Raw genomic sequence first — 21,224 nt, forward strand, 5'->3', positions numbered from 1 at the left:
ATAAATGGTGTCTAGATCAAAAAGAAAATGGGATCATATACGGCTTGCTCTAGCAACTGGGCAGGAAAGAAATGCTGGTTTTGAGGATATTACCTTTATCCATCAAAGCTTGCCAAATACTTCTTTAGAGCAGGTAAAGCTGGACACGAAAATTGGCGAACTTTCCGTAAGTTCGCCAATTTTTATCAATGCGATGACTGGTGGCGGTGGAACCCGTACGTTAGAAATCAATCGAGACCTTGCTTTTGCTGCTAAAGAACTGGGGATGGCAATTTCTGTCGGATCACAAATGTCTGCACTAAAGGACCCGGCAGAATCGGAGTCTTACCGGGTAATACGAACAACATATCCGGATGGAATCGTGATTGGAAATTTAGGAAGTGAGGCAACAATTGACCAGGCAAAAACAGCGGTTGATATGATTGAAGCAAATGCGCTGCAAATTCACTTAAATGTTGTCCAAGAGTTGACGATGCCTGAAGGAGATCGGAATTTTTGCTCTGCGCTTACACGGATTGAAGATATTGTGAAAAGTTTAAATGTCCCAATTATTGTAAAAGAAGTTGGGTTTGGTATGAATAAAGAAGCGGTATCAAGGCTCCTTTCAATCGGTGTGTCTGCGGTAGATGTGGGTGGGTATGGCGGAACTAATTTTGCTAAGATTGAAAATAATCGTCGGGAAAATGCATTTTCCTTTTTTAATGATTGGGGAATTTCAACCACTGTATCTATTGCAGAAGCTAAAGCTGCGGGTAAAGAATTATCAGTGTTAGGCTCTGGAGGGGTACAGAATAGCTTGGATATAGCAAAAGCTATTGCTCTTGGAGCAGATGCTGTCGGTGTGGCAGGCTATTTCTTGAAAATCCTGATGAAAGAGGGAGTGGATGCTCTAATAGAAGAGCTTCATCTCATTCATGGAGAAATTACGATGATGATGACCGCACTTGGTGTTAGGACAATAAAAGAGCTTCAACTAGTCCCAATTATTATTTCCGGTAAAACTCATCATTGGTTAAATGAAAGAAATATTGATACAAAGCAATACAGCCAAAGATAAAAAATTAACAAAAAAAGGTTCTCGCATTTGCGAGAACTTTTTTTGTTGCAAATGAAAATTTAAAATCATCTGTTGTGTACCACTTTGTGAATAGTTTGGCTACGTTCAGCTCCAGCACCTACCCCCTCTTGGGGCTAAGCCAAGCCTCCCAGAAAGGTAAATTACACCTTTCCGTGATGCGCGTCTTATGCTTGCCGGGGTGAGCACTAAGGAAAGCTTCTTAGAATAATCTCCGCAGGAACAATCGGGTTTAAGATTGTTCCGAAGGCGCTTCCGCATTTGTTCTTATAGTTTATTATTATTCAAATCTCTAGCTTCTTCAGGGCTTTGCATTTTCGTAGCTCCAGGATAATGAAGGGCTTGGTCACGATCTGATTCCACCTTTTTACTTTGTTTTAATTTTCTTTCCTGACGATCCTTACCCATAAATACACCTCCCTCTCTTTAACATGGAACGAGTATGGCGAATTTAATCGTAAATTTATTTATTTCTTTTGATAAAGATTAAAGTACATAGTAGACAGCCATAATGGGAATAGTAGGAGGTGAGTATTTTGGAAGGATTAACCTTTTATTGGGTATCATGGTTTTTTTGGATTATAGCAACCTTTTTTATGAATAAGAATGGTCGTTCAAGGCTCATGCTATCATTGTTTCTTTTACTATTAATAATTGTCTCTCCATACACGGTTGTGCTTTTCAATTTTGAGTTATCGATTGCTGGTCTATTACTATGCTGTCCATTATATTCTTTTGCTGCACGTTTAGATTGGAAAAAGAGGATGTATTTATTAATTTGTTCTTTTATTATTATGCTGGCATATGTTTGTTTCCATTTATTTGCCCTATTTGATCCGGTATGGCTTATTTTTCCTCGTAATTGGATGCTTGCTGTCATACTCATGCTCTTGTCTTTTGTATTAAATGGAAAGAAAATCCATCGAATGTATATCGTTGTACTTGGGGCAATCCAAGGTGAGTTTTTGTATGCACTTATTTTAAGTAAATATTCATTTCCCTATGTAATTGGTTCACTGACATTCTTAGATGTTCTTTCACTTTCAACGATACTCATTGTTTTGTGGAGTGGAATGGAGTCATTAGCGTCATTCTATGAAAGACATTTTAATCAACTGGAAAGGGAGAAACAAAAACTATCATGAATGAATATACATTACCGATTATATTCGGGATCACAATTGGCACTTTAACAAGAATATACATGCTAAGGACTGACTATCGCCAGTATCCCACCTATCTTCATGGGAAAATTATTCATACGGCACTTGGTTTTATAGCGGCTGGTCTTGGATCAGTGGCCATCCCATCTATCCTGAATGAAGAATTTACAGCGATTACTTTTCTAACGTTAGCTGCTTCCCAATTTCGAGAGGTACGGAATATGGAAAGAAATACATTAACTGAGTTAGATAGCTACGAAATGGTTCCTAGAGGAAAGACGTATATCGAAGGAATAGCTATTGCTTTTGAAAGCAGAAATTATTTGGTCATCTTTACTTCTCTTGTCAGCGTTCTTGGTTATTTGCTATTCAATATTTGGGTTGGACTCATCTTTGCAGTGATTGCCTTAATAATCTCAAGAGTCCTTATGTCGGGGGGCAAAATAGGTGATATTGTAGATGTTGAATATGTTAAACCACGCTTTGATGGTGCAGGTTTATATGTTGATAACATTTATATAATGAATATCGGACTTCCGCAAAGACAAGAAGAAGTTTTAAGATATGGAATGGGGTTTATTCTTAGACCAAAGAATTTTAATGCTCGCTCAACCATTGCCAATTTAGGGCAGAGACAAGCGATTCTCCATGATGTGTCAACTGCATTGGGTGTTTATCGGGATTCAGGTACACCTGCACTTGTGCCGCTCGCCAAACGAGATTTAAATGATGGGAGAGTAGGAGTATTTGTCTTGCCGCAAGAGAAAAATATCGATAAGGCTTTAAAGATCATAGGGGCTGTACCGACCCTTGAAAACGCGATTCGTATGCCTACAGAAAGAAATACTTCCGAAGAAAGGAGTCAATCGTGATGGTGCTGGAAAAATATATACTCGCAGTTATTACGACAAATCCTTCGAAGGTGCCTAGCGGTGCAACGGTATTCTCTTGCGAAAACAAAGAAGAAATGGAATCGATCGCCGCAAATCTTGAAGCTATTCTTGACGGAATCGCACACGCATTAAATGAAGAATTATATGTAATAGTGAAACATTAACCACTCTGCCAAGTTTTTCTGCATTCAGCTCCACAAGGACCACTTCGGCAGCATAGGCATCAAACGAGTATAAGCGGTAGCTTATAGGAGGAGCGCCTACCCCTGACGTACAGGACGTACTAATGTCGACAATGCGACAGGACAAGGAAAGCTTCGTCAGCGATGCATCGCACGACTAAAAGTGAAGCATTTAGGAGGACGTCGCGATTTTGTCGACCTCGAGGTCACAAGCTTGTCTAGTTGCGGCTCCTAGGAACTCGTGTCTTTAGCCAATCCCTTTCAGAAGGCAAAATACACCTTCTTACAGGTCTTGAATTATGCAGTCGTCCCTGGACAGTCGCCTCCACATTTCAATCAATCCTCCCAGAAAGGTAAAGGACACCTTTCCGGAAGGCTTGTCTTGTGCTTGTCAGGGGTGATTAAGGCGCTTGCGCATTTGTTCTTGATAGTATGGTACTGCTTTGATAATATAATGAAGTTAGGCCCTTCTATTTAAGAAGGGTTTATTTTATAAAGAATTACTTTTGTACGTTCTTAGGCTGCAGGTTAGGATACATTCGAATGTTTAAGTAATGTTTGAAAGAAATAAAGGTAAAGGGGTGATGTTCATGGCAAAACCAGTAGTGGCGATTGTCGGACGTCCAAACGTTGGAAAATCAACGATTTTTAACAGAATTGTAGGTTCTCGAATTTCAATTGTTGAAGATATTCCTGGTGTTACAAGGGATCGTATATACAGTTCAGGGGAATGGCTAACACATGAATTTAATATTATTGATACAGGTGGAATCGATATAGGGGACGAGCCTTTCTTAGAGCAAATTCGCCAGCAGGCAGAAATTGCTATTGATGAAGCGGATGTGATTATTTTTCTTACAAACGGAAGAGAAGGTGTAACATCTGCAGATGAAGAGGTAGCAAAAATCCTTTATAAAGCAAAGAAGCCTGTAGTACTCGGTGTAAATAAAATCGATAATCCGGAAATGAAGGACCAAATTTACGACTTCTACGCATTAGGATTCGGGGAACCATTCCCTATTTCGGGTTCACATGGGTTAGGACTTGGTGATTTACTTGATGAAGCAGCCAAGCACTTCCCGAAATCGGGTCAAAAGGATTACGAGGATGATGTGATTAAGTTTTCTTTAATTGGGCGTCCGAATGTTGGGAAATCCTCTCTTGTTAATGCAATTCTTGGTGAAGATCGAGTGATTGTGAGCAATATTGCGGGCACGACTAGAGATGCGATTGATTCCGAGCTGAAGTTTAATGGGGATAAATATGTCATCATTGATACAGCGGGTATGCGTAAAAAGGGAAAAGTTTATGAGACAACTGAAAAGTATAGTGTTCTTCGGGCATTAAGAGCGATTGAACGTTCTGATGTCGTTCTCGTTGTTATTGATGGTGAGGAAGGCATTATTGAACAGGATAAACGTATCGCTGGATATGCGCATGAAGCGGGAAGAGCGGTCGTTATCGTTGTGAATAAGTGGGATGCTGTTGAAAAAGACGAAAAGACGATGAAAGAATTTGAACAAAAAATTCGCGAACATTTCTTATTTCTTGACTATGCTCCAATTGTTTTCTTATCTGCAAAAACAAAAAAACGAATTCATACCTTGATTCCAATGATAAATAAAGCAAGTGAAAATCATGCACTGCGTGTAGAGACTAGTGTGTTAAATGATGTCATTATGGATGCGGTGGCTATGAATCCAACTCCGACAGATAAAGGAAAGCGTCTAAGAATATATTATGCAACACAAGTCGCTGTAAAGCCGCCTGCTTTTGTTGTGTTTGTAAATGATCCAGAGCTTCTGCATTTCTCATATGAGCGTTTCTTAGAAAATAGAATTAGAGATGCTTTCGGCTTTGAAGGAACCCCGATTAAGATATTCGCTAGAGAGAGAAAATAACTAGAAAAGCGAAGCGGCTTGCCCAGGGGCATTAAGCCCCTAGCCATGCAAGATAGACAATATCATTTAAAGGTAGTGATCTTATGGAGCGGAAAAGGGAAAGCATTGCTGTCATCGGAGCTGGCAGTTGGGGAACTGCTTTAGCAATGGTGTTAGCTGATAATAATCATGAAGTAAAGCTCTGGGGACATAACCCTGAACAAATTAAAGAAATAAATGAACACCATATTAATAAAAAATATTTGCCAGATATCCTGCTGCCAGATGGAATTACCGGCTTTGCATCATTAGAGGAAGCCTTATTTGGAGTAAATACAATTATTCTTGCGGTCCCTACGAAAGCGATTAGGGAAGTGATCGGCAAAATTCGCGCCATTAGAAAAGAACCTTTGACCGTTGTCCACGTAAGTAAAGGGATTGAACCAGATACGCTGCTGCGCATATCTGAAATGATTGAAGAAGAAATGCCAGCAAGCCTTTTAGCAAGCGTAGTTGTGCTTTCAGGACCAAGTCATGCGGAAGAGGTTAGCTTAAGGCATCCGACAACAGTCACTGTCTCATCTAAAAATATGGCAGCTGCGGATCAAGTTCAAGATTTATTTATTAATAATAATTTCCGGGTATATACAAATCCGGATATTGTTGGTGTTGAAATTGGCGGAGCACTTAAAAATATTATTGCTCTGGCTGCAGGAATTACGGATGGCTTAGGTTATGGAGATAATGCCAAGGCTGCATTGATTACACGTGGTTTAGCTGAAATTGCCCGCTTAGGAATGAAAATGGGTGCAAGCCCGTTAACCTTTTCTGGGTTAACAGGAATAGGCGACTTAATTGTGACATGCACGAGTGTCCATTCCCGAAATTGGAGAGCGGGTCATTTGCTTGGGAAAGGCCAAAATCTTCAAGAGGTTTTGGACAATATGGGAATGGTCGTTGAAGGGGTAAGAACGACAAAGGCTGCTAAGCAGCTCGCAGAGAAATATGAAGTCAACATGCCGATAGCAGATGCTCTTTATGACGTCTTATTTAATAATATAAATGCAAAAGATGCAGTTGACCGCTTGATGGCTCGTGGAAAAAAAGATGAAATGGAGGACCTCACAAACGTTCTCGATATATAAAAATGAGTATCGATGCAAATAAATATTTGAAATATAGGCATTCGAGGATACGCGAGAGAAACTATTTGCATACAATGCAACGAAGCAAACTGGTGAATTGAACAGGGTATTAGGGTTATTTAGTCACAGGCTAAGTTAAAGAATTGCCCCTCTTTAACTTGGCTTTTTTTTCGTTAAGAGTGTTTAAGGGTAGAAACATCGGTTTGTGCAGCTAAACTGGCTGTAAGACCCCACTTCAAGAAGTTAAGGGAATAGAAATTTTTAAGTAGGGGAAGAAGGAGTTCCTTACTAATTGAAGTTTCACTTTATGTGCCAATCGTCTTGGTGATATGATATAATACTTCTCGGAAAAAGGAGTTGAAATCATGTCACCATCATTAATGAAAATGTGGATATCACTTGCGTCTATGGGGTTTATGTTTTTGGCCATATTACTGATATATTTTAGTCGTTTTAAATTAGGCGGGGTTTTTAAGTTTGTAACCGCTCTAGTTGCCTATATTTTAATGATTGTATCAGGAATTATCATATTTCTTGTTGTCTTTAGCGGTCCCACCCCTGAGTAGAAGAGGAAATGTAGCGGCCGTTTTATGAAAGTACAATAAATACATAGCCAAAAAGGATTGATTCGGTTGAAAAAGGAAATACGGCTTCTTTCTTTGCTTCTATTAGTTATTTCAGTATTATCGGGATGCATGTATCCTGAAGAAAGACTTGCAGAAAATCAAATCCCTTATGAGGACCAGATTCAAGCTGTTCAATCAGTAATAAATAAATATAAAGAGGATACTGGAGGACTTCTTCCAATTAAAACGAGGGATCAAACGACTCCTATCTATCAAAAGTATCCGATTGATTTTAAAATGGTCGTACCAAAGTATATGGCGGAACCGCCCGGAAATGCATTTGAATCCGGGGGCATTTTTCAATATGTACTTGTTGATGTAGAAACGAACCCAACAGTTAAAATATTTGATTTAAGAATGGCTGAAACCATTCGCGATATTAAACTGCGGATAAAAACTCAAGGGTATCCACCATATAAAGAACAAATTGCTGACCATGTTTTTTCATTGGATTTTAGCAAATTAGGCTATAAAGAAGATCCAACAGCTAAAAGTCCATACACGGGACTTCCTTTGCCATTTGTTGTAACAGGAGATGGGGAGGTTTATGTGGATTATACAAGTGATCTTTTTGAAGCAGTAAAAACGAAAAAAATGAATTATCAGCCGGGTGAAGATATCAGAGGGATACTTGTTGAAGACTCAGCATTTGTGCCTGCTTATTCTTTGCCATATACAATTGATGAGAATACGAAACAGCCAATCTTTTTGGCGAAATAGTCATAACCCTTCTTCTGCAAAATATATTGTAGGAGAAGGGTTTTTTCTTCGTTTTGATTATGACCTTAACAGTAATGAATTGGAAATAAAGTGTTTAAGTTTTACTTTCAAAACGGGGTGATTTAAAAAAAACTGTCATAACGGAGTAGGACAACATCATAAACATATAATGTCCAAACGTAATTGATAGGATAATTTTATCCCACAGATTTTAGGAGGGGATCACTTGGAAAAGGTAGATATTTTCAAAGATATTGCCGAAAGAACTGGCGGTGATATCTATTTCGGTGTAGTTGGAGCTGTACGTACAGGCAAATCAACTTTTATAAAAAAATTTATGGAGCTTGTTGTATTGCCGAATATGAGCAATGAAGCTGACCGCGCTCGCACCCAGGATGAACTCCCTCAAAGTGCGGCCGGTAAAACAATCATGACAACTGAACCGAAATTTGTACCAAACCAGGCAGCTACTGTTCACGTTGATGAAGGTTTAGATGTAAACATCCGCTTGGTCGATTGTGTCGGCTACACGGTACCTGGGGCAAAGGGTTATGAGGATGAAAATGGTCCAAGAATGATCAATACTCCATGGTATGAAGAACCAATTCCTTTCCATGAGGCAGCAGAGATTGGTACAAGGAAAGTGATTCAGGAGCATTCAACGATTGGGGTTGTTATTACTACGGATGGTACAATTGGCGAAATCCCGCGTAGCAACTACCTTGAAGCTGAAGGAAGAGTGATTGATGAACTAAAAGAAGTTGGAAAGCCATTTATAATGGTCATCAATAGTGTTCAACCGCACCACCCTAATACGGAAGCGCTTAGGAATGAATTAGCTGAAAAGTATGATATCCCAGTACTGGCCATGAGTGTAGAAGGAATGAGGGAATCGGATGTATTAAACGTCATGCGTGAAGCATTATATGAATTCCCTGTGCTTGAGGTGAATGTGAATTTGCCAAGCTGGGTCATGGTTTTACATGAAAACCACTGGTTAAGAGAAAGCTATCAAGACGCCGTAAAAGAAACAGTTAAAGATATTAAGCGACTAAGAGATGTCGATCGAGTGGTCCATCAATTTAGTGATTTTGAGTTTATTGATCGTGCCGGCTTAGCAGGAATAGAAATGGGTCAGGGAGTAGCCGAAATTGATTTGTTTGCTCCAGATGACCTTTATGATGAAGTATTAAAAGAAATTGTCGGGGTAGAAATAAGAGGGAAAGATCATTTACTTGAGCTTATGCAGGATTTTGCACATGCTAAAACAGAGTATGATCAAATCTCAGATGCTTTGAAAATGGTAAAACAAACAGGTTATGGGATTGCGGCACCATCACTTTCTGATATGAGCTTAGATGAACCGGAAATCACCCGCCATGGCTCGAGATTTGGTGTTAGATTAAAAGCAGTTGCCCCTTCCATTCATATGATTAAAGTCGATGTTGAATCGGAATTTTCGCCAATTATTGGAACAGAAAAACAGAGTGAGGAGCTAGTCCGCTACTTAATGCAGGATTTTGAGGATGATCCGTTATCTATTTGGAATTCAGATATTTTTGGACGCAGCTTAAGTTCTATTGTGAGAGAGGGAATCCAAGCGAAGTTAGCGATGATGCCGGAAAATGCCCGATATAAACTAAAAGAAACGCTTGAAAGAATAATAAATGAAGGTTCAGGCGGATTAATTGCAATAATTTTATAATTAAAGGACTCCATTGGGGGTCTTTTTCTTGTTTTATTCCCTAATAAAAGAGGGATAATCAAACATTTTCGTCAAAATATATGAAAACTTCCCATTTAAACATGAAATATTCTTGATAACCGCAAATGATTGTGATAATCTTTAAACTGAATTACACGAAAAGTGCTCTAACCCTTAGTATTAAAGGTTTTTTAATACAAATGAATTGATATTTTTTCAAATATGATTTATTATTGGGCATGTTAAACAAAAATACATGAAAATGTTTAGAAATCAGTAAATTTGTTTACAAATGTAAGTAAGAATACTATTATGACTTAAGAAGATTCTACTTTTACGAGTTAGACAGATGTCTAGCTTCAGCGCCTAGGGGCTCGAGGTCATAAGCCAATCCGTCAAGAAGGTTAAAGTACAACCTTCCTGCCGGCTCGTCTTATGCTTGTCGCCCCTGATCAAGGCGCTTCCGCATTTCGTTTTTTGGGAGGAGGTGAAAGGCATGAATAAGACAGAACTAATTAATGCAGTTGCTGAAAGCAGTGAGCTTTCTAAGAAAGACGCTACTAAAGCAGTTGATGCTGTTTTTGATGCAATCTTAGATGCTTTAAAAAATGGTGATAAAGTTCAACTAATTGGTTTCGGAAACTTTGAGGTACGTGAGCGTGCTGCTCGTAAAGGACGCAACCCTCAAACAGGTGAAGAAATTGAAATCGCTGCAAGCAAAGTACCTGCTTTCAAACCAGGTAAAGCATTGAAAGATGCAGTTAAATAAGTACATATTGTGCTAAAAGCTTTTGCTTGAGCTAAAAACCGCGACTCTCTCGCGGTTTTTTCTTTTAAAAAAAACAAAAATATACATACTAGAAATTTTGCAAAAGGATCAATGGATTTTATTGCTTTTTTACAAAGATTAACTGTATGGCCAGCTTCCGCTTTTCTTTTTTGCTAGTAACGAAATGATTGTGCTAATATGGACATATTACGTTAGATTTAGATAGTTGTGAACTTGAGGAGGATGTATGATGGCAGAGGTAAATCGTGCGCAGATTGAGGATGCGGTACGTTTAATATTAGAAGCAATCGGAGAGGATCCTAATCGTGAGGGTCTGCTCGATACACCGAAAAGAGTGGCAAAAATGTATGAGGAAGTATTCCAAGGATTGAATCAAGATCCAAAGGAATATTTTGAAACGGTATTTGGCGAGGACCATGAAGAAGTTGTACTAGTAAAAGATATACCTTTTTACTCTATGTGTGAACATCATCTTGTCCCGTTTTACGGCAAAGCTCATGTTGCTTATATTCCAAGGAACGGAAAGGTAACAGGATTAAGTAAGCTGGCAAGAGCAGTGGACGCAGTTGTGAAAAGGCCGCAGCTGCAAGAAAGAATAACATCAACCATTGCGGAGTCAATCTTAGAGAAGCTTGATCCACATGGAGTTATGGTCGTTGTAGAAGCAGAGCATATGTGTATGACCATGCGCGGTGTGAAGAAGCCTGGTTCACAAACAGTGACTACTGCAGCAAGAGGCGTATTTGCTGATGATGAAAGAGCACGTGCTGAAGTGCTTTCATTGATTAAATTCTAAACTGTGTTAAAGGTGAATGTTGATTGCCGCAGAACGTACGAGAATCCTCGGAAATGCTGTCGTATTGACTAGATGCGGTGTTAGTATTCAAAGATGCTTATTCTGCAGGAGTAGGACAGGTAAGTCGCCACATGAGCTTGTTCTTCGATAAGGCTTACTGTCCATTCTGCGATAAGCGTGTGCTTCCAGCGAAAATCAACTGCAACATTCAGCACAGCCAAATTCTAAGATCAAATCACTATAGGCAAAAGGGTGTTTATATGGAGAATAGAATTCAAGTAGGAAATGAATATGTCATTATTAAAGCAAAAGAAGACGGTGTAAATGTAATTGGGTTGACAAGAGGGTCAGATACTAGATTTCATCATTCTGAGAAACTAGATCATGGAGAAGTAATGATTGCTCAATTTACTGAACATACGTCTGCAATAAAAATTAGAGGAAATGCCGTCATAATGACTGCCTATGGAGAAGTTGAAAGCGAATCCAAAAAATAAAATTCATACTAAATGTAAATTAACGTTCACAAAGCCGCGGTTTCTTCGAAAATTCCCTGACATTGATTTGTAATATATGATATAATGGTCTCTGCCTTATGTATACGTAAAAATAGACTAGTAAAGGGTCTATTTTCCTTAAATATAAATAGAGATCTTATTGAAATGAAGAAGAAAACTCAGGGAAAACAAGGGTGATTGTATGCAAAACTTGATGGTTAAATTAGCAGATGTGAAAGAGCAAATCAATGAAAAGATTAAGCACCCTTATTTACTTAAGCATATTGAACCGCCAATAATCGATGAAGACAAGCTTTTGCTCCTTCTTTCACTTCTTAATAAAGGAAGTGTACCGGAATTAATCGCGAAAAAATATTGCATAACAATCATGCTTATTCAAATTGCCCTTGATACTCATGAGCTTGTATCGAATCACAGACTAGATTCTGAGGAACTAAAGTCTAGGCAGCTTACCGTACTAGCTGGTGTATATTATAGCGGATTATATTATAAAATTCTTGCCGGTATTGATGATATTGAAATGATTCGTTCATTAGCTGAAGGGATAAAAGAGGTAAATGAACATAAAATTTCCCTCTACCAAAAATCAGCTAATACTTTTGATGACTTAATGAATGATATAAAAAAGATTGAGTCTTCTTTATTTGTAAAGGTCGCTTCTTATTTGGATGACACGGAATGGAATGATTTTTCAGCTAATCTTTTATTCGTCAAAAGGCTAAACGCTGAGAGAGAATTATTCCTACAAGGAAGAAAGTCAATTGTTTTTGAAGCAATCAAGAATATAGTTGGCAAAAATGAAACATGTCATGATACGAATGATCAAGACAAGGATTTGCTCGCTATTTGTGATCATTATATTGACTGCTCAAAAAATCTCATTCAAAAGCAATTCAGGAAGTTCCCAATAATGGATGAATTATTAGTTAAGAAAATTCAGTCGGTACTTAGTAAGAATGAATCCTATGCAAATACATTAGTGGAAGAAGGGTAAGCAGTATGCAGCAATCTAAAGAAGAACGTGTCCATCATGTATTCGAAAAGATTTATGGGAATTATGACAAAATGAATTCCGTCATCAGCTTTCAGCAGCATTTAAGATGGCGTAAAGATACAATGAAGAAAATGAACGTCCAAAAGGGTGCGAAGGCTCTTGATGTGTGCTGTGGAACAGCTGATTGGACAATTGCATTAGCTGAGGCAGTCGGTCAAAAAGGCGAAGTGATCGGATTAGATTTCAGTAAAAATATGCTGAAAATCGGGGAACAAAAAGTAAAAGAAATGAATCTTAAACAAGTCCAGCTAGTGCATGGAAATGCGATGGAACTCCCTTTTCCTGATAATACTTTTGATTTTGTAACAATCGGATTTGGTTTGCGAAATGTACCGGATTATTTACAAGTATTAAAAGAAATGCATCGAGTTGTAAAGCCAGGAGGATTGGCTGTTTGTCTTGAAACATCTCAGCCAACGATGATTGGCTATAAACAAGCTTATTACTTCTATTTCCGCTTTATTATGCCGATGTTTGGTAAGATATTTGCGAAAAGCTATAAAGAATATTCATGGCTACAAGAATCTGCACGAGACTTCCCAGGAATGAAGGAGCTTGCCCGCATGTTCGAAAATGCTGGTTTTGATCAGGTTAGCTACAAACCATATACCGGAGGAGTAGCAGCTGTTCATATAGGGAAAAAAGAAAAATAATATTTTTTCTGAATGCTTTTTCATAGGAATGTTTGTGCATATAATAACATGATGTATGGAAGCAGCAGACAGGATATAAGCTGGGTGAGTATAGATATGAAGTTGAAAATGATGTATTCATTTTTGAATTCAGATTTAACGATTATTGAAGAAGCACTCGAGGAGACAGTCCAAGCAGAGTCTCCTTTATTGCATCAAGCATCCTTGCATTTATTAAAAGCCGGGGGAAAACGAATCCGCCCAGTTTTTGTTTTGCTAGCTGGAAAGTTTGGAAATTATGATATCAGTAGAATAAAAAATGTTGCTGTATCGCTCGAACTAATTCATATGGCCTCACTTGTTCATGATGATGTCATTGATGATGCTGAACTAAGAAGGGGCAAACCTACGATAAAGGCTAAATGGGATAATCGCATTGCGATGTATACAGGGGATTATATATTTGCACGCGCGCTTGAATTAATGACTAAGATTGAAAAGCCATTTGCTCATCAAATTTTAGCGGATACCTTAGTTGAGCTATGTATTGGTGAAATTGAGCAAATTAAAGATAAATATAATTTTGATCAGAATGTACGTAATTATTTTCGGCGAATAAAAAGAAAAACGGCGATTTTAATTGCTGTTAGCTGTCAGCTAGGTGCGATTGCAGCTGATGTTGAAGATGAGGTGCATAAAAAGCTTTACCAATTTGGCTATTATGTTGGAATGTCTTATCAAATTATTGATGATGTGCTTGATTTCACTGGTACAGAGAAACAGCTAGGAAAGCCAGCAGGTGATGATCTCCACCAAGGAAACATTACACTTCCCGTTTTATTTGCGATGAAAAATGAGGAAATCCGCGAAAAAATAATTAAAGTAAATGTGGCGACAAAGCGTGAGGAAATTGAACAAATGATTTCTTTGATTAAGAATTCCGGTGCAATTGAAAAGTCTTTGAAGGTAAGTGACAATTACTTAAATAAAGCGCTTGAAATCTTAAATGAGCTTCCACATAATCGAGCTAAAAAAACACTAAGAGATATTGCTAATATGATTGGTAAACGGAAGTTTTAAACGCTGTATTCCGAATATATTGCTAAATTATCAAAAAAATGTTACTATTTTCATGGGTTGTCTTCTTAGGTAATTCACTATACATATGTTTTAGGAGTGGAAATCATGGAAAAAACATTTTTAATGGTAAAGCCTGATGGTGTTCAACGTAATTTAATTGGAGAGATTGTCTCTCGTTTCGAAAAGAAAGGGTTTCAACTTGTAGGCGGTAAGCTTATGAGCATTCCGCAAGCGCTTGCAGAGGAGCATTACGGAGAACATAAAGAGCGCCCATTCTTTGGAGAATTAGTTGACTTTATTACTTCTGGACCTGTATTTGCAATGGTTTGGGAAGGTGAAAATGTCATCGCTACAGCTCGTCAAATGATGGGGTCTACTAATCCTAAAGATGCAGCACCAGGTACAATCCGCGGTGACTTCGGAGTTACAGTTGGTAAGAACATCATTCACGGATCCGACTCACCTGCAAGTGCTGAACGAGAAATTGGTCTTTTCTTTAAAGAGGAAGAACTTGTAGAATATGCTAAACTAATGAATGAATGGATCAATTAATTGATTTGTTTGAAAAGCACTTGCTTTTAGCGAGTGCTTTTTTTGTTAGGTCGTTTAGATATTTTCATTTCTATATTGACCAATGATATCCAATTTGTTACGTTAAATCCATCTTTATTTAATAGAGTTGATGGGTGGAATGATCTTGCTTTCTTTTCGTATTCGTTTTATTTTATTATTTTCAATTTGGGCATTAATCATCCTTTCTCCTAGTAAGAATACTGGCGTGTTCGTATTGCTCTTTTGTGCTCTTTCACTATCTGTTTATTTTCTTCTTCCTCTTTTTAAAAAAAAGCTGCCTATTACCCTAATCTTACTAGCTATTACGTACATGTATGCATTTTTATTTGAGGAAAAACTCATGCCATTTTTTGTATTATTAATTCTCTTATATAAATTGGAGTCTGCTTTTTATTTATCTCCACTCTATTTTCGTAGTTTGCTAATTGGAGTAAATATTATTTTAATAATTTACCTTGTTGTAACGGTGGAGTCAGCAAGTGTACTGGCAAGTCTGTTTATTTTGATCCTCCTCCTCTTTTATGCTTTTTGGTACTTAAATACTCATTATTTTAATCTCATTCATCAATCCCAATTATATGAACAGCTTATTGATGAATATAGAAAGGTAAAAAGATATGCAGCAAAAAATGAGAAAGCAATACGAATGGAGGAAAGGACTCGGATCGCAAGAGAAATGCATGATTCTGTCGGACATAAGCTAACCGCTCTAAGTATGCAATTAGAAATACTCCTTATGAATGAGAAAAATGATGTCCTTCAATCGATGAAGGACATTGTTAATGAAAGTTTAGAAGAGACAAGAAAAGCTGTTAGGGCTTTAAATATGGATGATGTCGAAGGAATATCTTCAGTTATTCAATTAATAAGAAAACTGGAATCAGAGAGTCACTTACGAGTACATTTTACAACAAAGCAGGGAGCTTTAAGTCTCACCTTATCTAATCAAAACAGCATCACCTTATACCGGGTTTTACAGGAATCCTTAACAAATGCAATGAAGTATGGACAATCTAGGGAAGTGTTTGTCACATTAGGAACAACTCCGCTTGGCCATTTATATTTTGATATTAGAAATTCATATGATCATATGAAACCATTTCATGAAGGTTTTGGTTTGAAAAATATGAAGCAAAGGGTGGAAGAAGCGGGTGGTACGCTCGAAATTTATCAATTAGATCATACCTTTATTATTGAGGGGTCATTGCCATAGAGGAGAGATGAAATTGATTCGTGTATTAATTGTAGAAGACCAAAGCATCGTCCGCCAAGGGATAAAAATGATTCTGGAACAAAACGAGCTATTTTCCGTTGTTGGAGAAGCGGAAAATGGCTTAGTGGCGATTGATTTTTTGGAAAATCATCTTGTAGATGTTGCTTTAATGGATATACGGATGCCGAAGATGAATGGAATAGAGGCAGCTCACAAAATGAAAGAAAGATGGCCGAATATTAAGATTCTAATCCTTACGACATTTAATGATGAGGAATATGCACTCCAAGCCTTAAAGCTTGGTGTAGATGGATTTCTGTTAAAAACCTCAGATGGGCATAAGTTAATTCATTCAATAAATAGCTGTCTTGAAGGTGGCATGGCAATACATGAACAAGTAGCAGCAAAGGTGCTGCCAAGGCTGTTAGAAAAACCAGAAATCGATTCAATCGACATTCATTTAACACCAAGAGAATTAGAAATTACAAAGCTGATTGGAAGAGGAAAGACGAATAAAGAGATTGCAAGTGAACTCTACTTGTCCATTGGGACGGTTAAAAATCATCTAACACAGATTTTACAAAAACTTGGTTTAAGAGATCGCACTCAGCTGGCGATCTTTGCTATTAAGCATGATCTTCTATAAGCAAAAGCTTTTTTTATGAGTTATGTCAATTGACATAGCTTTTTTCATGATAAGGAAAATGACTAAGGTCATGGATAAAGGGTTTTTTAATGACTTAGGGCAGTGTAGAAAGCTTTAAATCTTTTCTATACTAATCATGTACAAAGGAGGGAATTTCATGTTAGAAGTGGTGGAGTTATCCAAGCATTTTAAAAATAAAAAGGCAGTTAAAGGAGTTAACCTGTATTTGGAAAAAGGGGAGACAGTTGGCTTGCTCGGTCCAAATGGTGCAGGAAAGTCAACAACGATATCATTAATCTCTTCATTGGTTCATCCAACGAGCGGAGATGTTCGGCTTAAAAATGAAAGTATAATAAGGAAACCGGAGAAAATAAGAAAGATTCTAGGCGTCGTTCCTCAGGATATTGCCCTGTATATGGATTTAACAGCAGAAGAGAATCTCGAGTTTTTTGGAAGGATTCATCGTATTAAGAAAAAAGACTTACAGAGAAAAGTGGAAGAAGTATTAGATATAATTGGCCTTACAGATCGAAAAAAGGATTTGGTAAAAACCTTCTCAGGTGGGATGAAAAGACGTTTAAATATTGGTGTTGCATTACTTCATGAACCTGAATTAATCATTATGGATGAGCCGACAGTCGGCATTGACCCCCAATCAAGGAACTATATCCTTGAAACGGTCAAACGATTAAATACGGAAAAAAATATAACTGTATTATATACAAGTCATTATATGGAGGAAGTAGAGTATCTGTGTGACCGTATTTATATAATGGACCATGGGGAAGTGATTGCAGCAGGCACGAAGGAGGAAATAAAGGCCATATTATCTTCAGAACAGTCCATTGCAATAAAAGTAGAAATCTTGAAAGGGGAATATTTACAACTTCTGCAAGCCCTTCCTAATGTAAAAAATATCTCAGTTCAAGACCCAGCAATTACTTTAATTGTCCCTAAAAAGGCAAATATTCTAAAAGACCTTTTCAAATTAGCAGAAGAGACAAAAACAAATATTATCTCTGTTCATATTGAGACACCCACTCTGGAAGATGTGTTCCTCCATTTAACAGGCAGGCAATTAAGGGATTAGGGGGAGGACGAAAATGATAGCTCAATTAATTAAAAAAGAATTGCTCATGGTATGGAGAAGACCACGTGAACTAGTCATCCTCCTCTTTATGCCTTTTGTCCTCATCACTATTTTAGGAGCTGCATTAGGATCAATTATTGATGGTGAAGCTCCTGATTTGGATATTAAACTCGCAGTTATTCAAAAGGATGATGCCGCTTACGGAGAAGAAAAAATGATTAAAAAAATGGCAAGCTTGCCGATCTCTCCAGAAGAAAAAGCAGTGGCAATTGAAGGAATAAAAAGCTTCAATCCGATAAGAATCTTATTTGATGACGTATTTGCAAGCGAGGAATTTAAAGATAGTATTCAAGTAACAGAAATGGAAACTGTGCCATCTGACAAAGAGGCACTTGAATATAGTGGAATTCTAGAGATTCCTGCAGGCTTTACGGAACAATTTTATCTTCATGCTTTTTTTAATGAGGACGAAGTCCCTAAATTAAACCTTAAACTAAATGAATCAAGCACACTAGAAGGCAGCGTGTTAAATGATATATTTACCTCTTTTCAAGAAGATATTTCTCTATGGTCAGCTCTGCCATCACTAGGAATTGATCCGGAAACACTGCAAAACAGTATTATTTCTAAAGTAGGAAAAACAGAAACAGTAACAAAGAAAAAGCCAGTTAATGCTGTCACTTATTACGCAATTGGGATGTGCGTGATGTTTATGTTTTACGTAGCAGGAAATTCGGCGGCGTTGGCATTAGAAGAAAAGGAAAATCAGATTTATGGACGGATTTTGTTAGCAAACGTACCCGTACCGATATTTTTTGTTGGCATTTTTGTGTCAACGATTATTATCACCTTTGTGCAAATGAATATATTGTTTGGCTTATCTGCACTTATCCATGGTGTAAGCTGGCCAAATGTTATTGATTATTTTGTTGTCACTTTTACTTTATGTGTGATGGTTGGAGGGTTTGCTGTTTTTATTTCAGCAATTAATTATCGTTCGAATTCAAGAAGTGCAACACAAGTATTTTCAAGCTTTTTAATACCAATTATAGCTTTTGTTGGCGGAAGTTTTATTCCAGTTTCACAAATCGGTGGTTTTTTTGAAATGATATCTCAATACTCACCTGGTGGGGCAGGGATTTCTGCCTACTATAAAATCATGCAGGGATATTCTCTAAGTGACGTATCAAGTCAATTATTGTCTGTGTCGATTACAACTGTCCTGTTACTATTGTTGGCAATTTTGATCCGGCCGAGAAGAGGTGAATCGATATGAGAGGAATCATATGGGCGAATTTCCGCTTGCTACTTAGGAAGCCAGGTGCATTTATTACAACGACGATTATTTGTATCGCATTTGCCTATTTATTAGGGAAGTCATCCTTCACAAAAGTTGAAGTTCCCGTTTATAGTTCCTTACCTGAAGAAGAGGTAAATTTAATTATAGAAGATCTTAATAAGGGTGACGCATTTGAATTTGTCGTTGAAGATGAACAAGAGGTTAAGAACAAGGTTGCTGCAGGAAGTGTAGAAGCAGGTATTTTACTTGAAGCTGATTCCTTTACATTATATCAAGTGGGCAATACTGAGAATTTTCATCTGATTAATCAATATGTGGAAAGATACTATATAAAAAGATTAAAAGAAAAAGCAGTCATTGACCTTGCTGTTGATACAAATAAAGCGTTAGAAAAAATTAATGAAGTGAAAGAAAATCAACTTTTCCAGCTTTCCTTAGCATCTTTTTCAGATGAAGAACAATGGGTTTATGATCCGGGTCTGCAATCATTATTTGGATTTGCCTTGTTCTTCTCAATTTATACTGTTGCATTTAATGTAGTTGAAATATTGCGAGAGAAACAAATGGGAATTTGGGATCGGCTGATTCTATCTTCTACGACAAAGATGGAAATGTATATCGGGAATTTACTTTATTGTTTTTTCATTGGCTATATACAGATTGCCTTAATATTTGTCGTTTTTAAATACGGTGCAGGAGTGGACTTTTATGGTTCATTTGGTAAGACCTTGATCCTGATTATTCCTTATTTATTTTCGATTGTCGCATTATCAATCTTTTTAACTGGCATCGTTAAAACAATCGGTCAATTTAATGCATTAGTTCCGTTAATAAGTGTGAGCTTTGCTATGCTTGGTGGAGCTTATTGGCCAATTGAAATTATTACTTCTGAGACACTTTTAACTATTTCAAAGGCTATCCCCATTACATATGGGATGGAGCTTTTAAAAGGGGCAACGATATCTGGATTATCATATAGCGAATTATTATATCCGATTTCTATATTAATTTTAATGGGTGTAGTCATGATGGGGATTGGCATTCGGTTAATGGAAAGAAGGCATGTATAATCGCGAGTCACCCACATTTTACGCAAAATTTTCAACAAAATACACTCCAATATGCCAAATTTCAGCTATACTAATAATGTATATAAGAAAAATTAGCAATGAATAGAGGAGTAGGCAATGTCGCAGGATTATCAGAATTTCATTGTAAATATTAAAAAGAAAACAGGGATAGATTTATCCTTGTATAAAGAAGCACAAATGAAAAGAAGGCTCCAATCGTTATATGAAAAAAAGGGGTTTAAGTCTTTTAACGATTTTTTTGATTCTATGAATAAAGATAGAGAATTACTAAATGAATTTCTTGATCGAATGACAATTAATGTGTCAGAGTTTTATCGAAATGCCAAAAGATGGGAAGTGCTTGAAAAAAAAATTATTCCAAAACTGCTTACGAAGAATAAGCGTTTGAAAATTTGGAGTGCCGCATGTTCGACAGGAGAAGAACCATATACACTTGCCATGGTTATGTCGAATTTTATGCCATTATCACAAGTCCAAATCTTAGCAACAGATTTAGATGAAAATGTAATTGCTAGAGCAAAAATGGGTGTGTATCCGGAAAGGTCTTTAAATGAAGTGCCAGAGGAAAAGAAAAAGAAATATTTCACGAAAGATGGAACTTTTTTTACAGTATCTGATGATGTGAAGAAAACAGTAACCTTTCGCAAGCAAAATCTCTTAGCTGATACTTTTGGGGGTCCATTTGATTTAATCGTCTGCCGAAATGTGCTTATTTATTTTACAGAAGAGGCGAAGGATGAGCTCTATTATAAATTTAGCGGGGCATTAAACAAAGATGGCATCTTTTTTGTAGGAAGTACGGAGCAAATCTTTAATCCAGGGAAATATGAGTTTGAAACAGAAGACACATTCTTTTATCGGAAAAAGTAACTGAGGACCTGGAGAAATCCAGCCTCTTTTTTTTACATTGCATTGCTTTTCTTTTTTGAGTAACCAACCATTTCATGTTAAAATGCATTAAATATAGAAATAAATTATAGGAATTTTCTTTTTTTAACTATTTTTATTATTTATCCTATGTTATATTGGTACATAATCCTTTAATGAGTTGA

General features: G+C 37.2%; 23 protein-coding genes. 22 read left to right on the forward strand and 1 reads right to left on the reverse strand.

What is annotated here, in order from left to right; all coding sequences use genetic code 11:
* Positions 1-7 precede the first annotated feature (7 nt).
* Positions 8-1,057, forward strand: coding sequence for a type 2 isopentenyl-diphosphate Delta-isomerase (gene fni, locus FI644_RS18115; RefSeq protein WP_053476824.1), 1,050 nt, complete (start codon positions 8-10; stop codon positions 1,055-1,057).
* Between the two features lie 285 nt (positions 1,058-1,342).
* On the opposite strand, the gene FI644_RS18120 is transcribed toward fni, so the two are convergent.
* Positions 1,343-1,483 (reverse strand): YpzI family protein, encoded by a 141-nt coding sequence (locus tag FI644_RS18120; protein WP_075209177.1) that lies wholly within the window; start codon positions 1,481-1,483, stop codon positions 1,343-1,345.
* 119 nt (positions 1,484-1,602) lie between these two features.
* Between FI644_RS18120 and FI644_RS18125 the strand changes: the two genes are divergently transcribed.
* From FI644_RS18125 to FI644_RS18225, 21 genes are all read left to right on the forward strand, one after another.
* A complete protein-coding gene (locus FI644_RS18125; RefSeq protein WP_246066967.1) occupies positions 1,603-2,220 on the forward strand; it encodes a YphA family membrane protein in 618 nt (205 codons plus the stop codon).
* Positions 2,217-3,110, forward strand: a complete 894-nt coding sequence (locus tag FI644_RS18130; protein WP_056685428.1) for a YIEGIA family protein — start codon at positions 2,217-2,219, stop codon at positions 3,108-3,110. The genes FI644_RS18125 and FI644_RS18130 overlap by 4 nt, the downstream gene beginning before the upstream one ends.
* Positions 3,110-3,295, forward strand: coding sequence for a capping complex subunit for YIEGIA (locus FI644_RS18135; protein WP_053476821.1), 186 nt, complete (start codon positions 3,110-3,112; stop codon positions 3,293-3,295). The genes FI644_RS18130 and FI644_RS18135 overlap by 1 nt, the downstream gene beginning before the upstream one ends.
* A gap of 608 nt (positions 3,296-3,903) precedes the next feature.
* Positions 3,904-5,214, forward strand: coding sequence for a ribosome biogenesis GTPase Der (gene der / locus FI644_RS18140; RefSeq protein WP_053476820.1), 1,311 nt, complete (start codon positions 3,904-3,906; stop codon positions 5,212-5,214).
* 83 nt (positions 5,215-5,297) lie between these two features.
* A complete protein-coding gene (locus tag FI644_RS18145; RefSeq protein ID WP_053476819.1) occupies positions 5,298-6,338 on the forward strand; it encodes an NAD(P)H-dependent glycerol-3-phosphate dehydrogenase in 1,041 nt (346 codons plus the stop codon).
* A 365-nt stretch (positions 6,339-6,703) separates the two neighbouring features.
* On the forward strand, positions 6,704-6,904 hold the full coding sequence (locus tag FI644_RS18150; protein WP_053476818.1) for a DUF2768 domain-containing protein: 201 nt from the start codon (positions 6,704-6,706) through the stop codon (positions 6,902-6,904).
* Positions 6,905-6,970: 66 nt separating this feature from the next.
* Positions 6,971-7,684, forward strand: coding sequence for a YphF family lipoprotein (locus tag FI644_RS18155; protein ID WP_053476817.1), 714 nt, complete (start codon positions 6,971-6,973; stop codon positions 7,682-7,684).
* A gap of 226 nt (positions 7,685-7,910) precedes the next feature.
* Positions 7,911-9,389, forward strand: a complete 1,479-nt coding sequence (gene spoIVA / locus FI644_RS18160) for a stage IV sporulation protein A (protein WP_053476816.1) — start codon at positions 7,911-7,913, stop codon at positions 9,387-9,389.
* Between the two features lie 496 nt (positions 9,390-9,885).
* Positions 9,886-10,158 carry a non-specific DNA-binding protein Hbs gene (hbs, locus tag FI644_RS18165; protein WP_053476815.1) on the forward strand — a complete coding sequence of 91 codons (273 nt, stop codon included), beginning with the start codon at positions 9,886-9,888 and terminating at the stop codon, positions 10,156-10,158.
* A 250-nt stretch (positions 10,159-10,408) separates the two neighbouring features.
* Positions 10,409-10,975, forward strand: a complete 567-nt coding sequence (gene folE, locus FI644_RS18170; RefSeq protein WP_142108691.1) for a GTP cyclohydrolase I FolE — start codon at positions 10,409-10,411, stop codon at positions 10,973-10,975.
* Positions 10,976-11,235: 260 nt separating this feature from the next.
* On the forward strand, positions 11,236-11,472 hold the full coding sequence (gene mtrB, locus FI644_RS18175; protein ID WP_053476813.1) for a trp RNA-binding attenuation protein MtrB: 237 nt from the start codon (positions 11,236-11,238) through the stop codon (positions 11,470-11,472).
* 202 nt (positions 11,473-11,674) lie between these two features.
* On the forward strand, positions 11,675-12,487 hold the full coding sequence (locus tag FI644_RS18180) for a heptaprenyl diphosphate synthase component 1 (RefSeq protein WP_142108692.1): 813 nt from the start codon (positions 11,675-11,677) through the stop codon (positions 12,485-12,487).
* A 5-nt stretch (positions 12,488-12,492) separates the two neighbouring features.
* The gene (locus FI644_RS18185; RefSeq protein WP_053476811.1) at positions 12,493-13,200 is read left to right on the forward strand and encodes a demethylmenaquinone methyltransferase; all 708 of its coding nucleotides are present in this window, start codon (positions 12,493-12,495) and stop codon (positions 13,198-13,200) included.
* A gap of 96 nt (positions 13,201-13,296) precedes the next feature.
* Entirely contained in the window at positions 13,297-14,259 is a 963-nt protein-coding gene (hepT, locus tag FI644_RS18190) for a heptaprenyl diphosphate synthase component II (RefSeq protein ID WP_053476810.1), read from the forward strand.
* Positions 14,260-14,364: 105 nt separating this feature from the next.
* Positions 14,365-14,811, forward strand: a complete 447-nt coding sequence (ndk, locus tag FI644_RS18195; protein WP_053476809.1) for a nucleoside-diphosphate kinase — start codon at positions 14,365-14,367, stop codon at positions 14,809-14,811.
* 145 nt (positions 14,812-14,956) lie between these two features.
* The gene (locus FI644_RS18200; protein ID WP_172797654.1) at positions 14,957-16,045 is read left to right on the forward strand and encodes a sensor histidine kinase; all 1,089 of its coding nucleotides are present in this window, start codon (positions 14,957-14,959) and stop codon (positions 16,043-16,045) included.
* A gap of 13 nt (positions 16,046-16,058) precedes the next feature.
* Complete coding sequence (locus FI644_RS18205; RefSeq protein WP_053476808.1) at positions 16,059-16,691, forward strand: response regulator transcription factor; 633 nt, start codon at positions 16,059-16,061, stop codon at positions 16,689-16,691.
* Between the two features lie 157 nt (positions 16,692-16,848).
* On the forward strand, positions 16,849-17,781 hold the full coding sequence (locus tag FI644_RS18210) for an ABC transporter ATP-binding protein (protein WP_053476807.1): 933 nt from the start codon (positions 16,849-16,851) through the stop codon (positions 17,779-17,781).
* Positions 17,782-17,794: 13 nt separating this feature from the next.
* Complete coding sequence (locus tag FI644_RS18215) at positions 17,795-19,057, forward strand: ABC transporter permease (RefSeq protein ID WP_053476806.1); 1,263 nt, start codon at positions 17,795-17,797, stop codon at positions 19,055-19,057.
* A complete protein-coding gene (locus FI644_RS18220; protein WP_053476805.1) occupies positions 19,054-20,151 on the forward strand; it encodes an ABC transporter permease in 1,098 nt (365 codons plus the stop codon). The genes FI644_RS18215 and FI644_RS18220 overlap by 4 nt, the downstream gene beginning before the upstream one ends.
* Positions 20,152-20,268: 117 nt before the next feature.
* Complete coding sequence (locus FI644_RS18225) at positions 20,269-21,042, forward strand: CheR family methyltransferase (RefSeq protein ID WP_053476804.1); 774 nt, start codon at positions 20,269-20,271, stop codon at positions 21,040-21,042.
* Positions 21,043-21,224: the final 182 nt, after the last annotated feature.

The organism is Cytobacillus solani, assembly GCF_006704205.1.
GTDB lineage: Bacteria > Bacillota > Bacilli > Bacillales > Cytobacillaceae > Cytobacillus > Cytobacillus solani.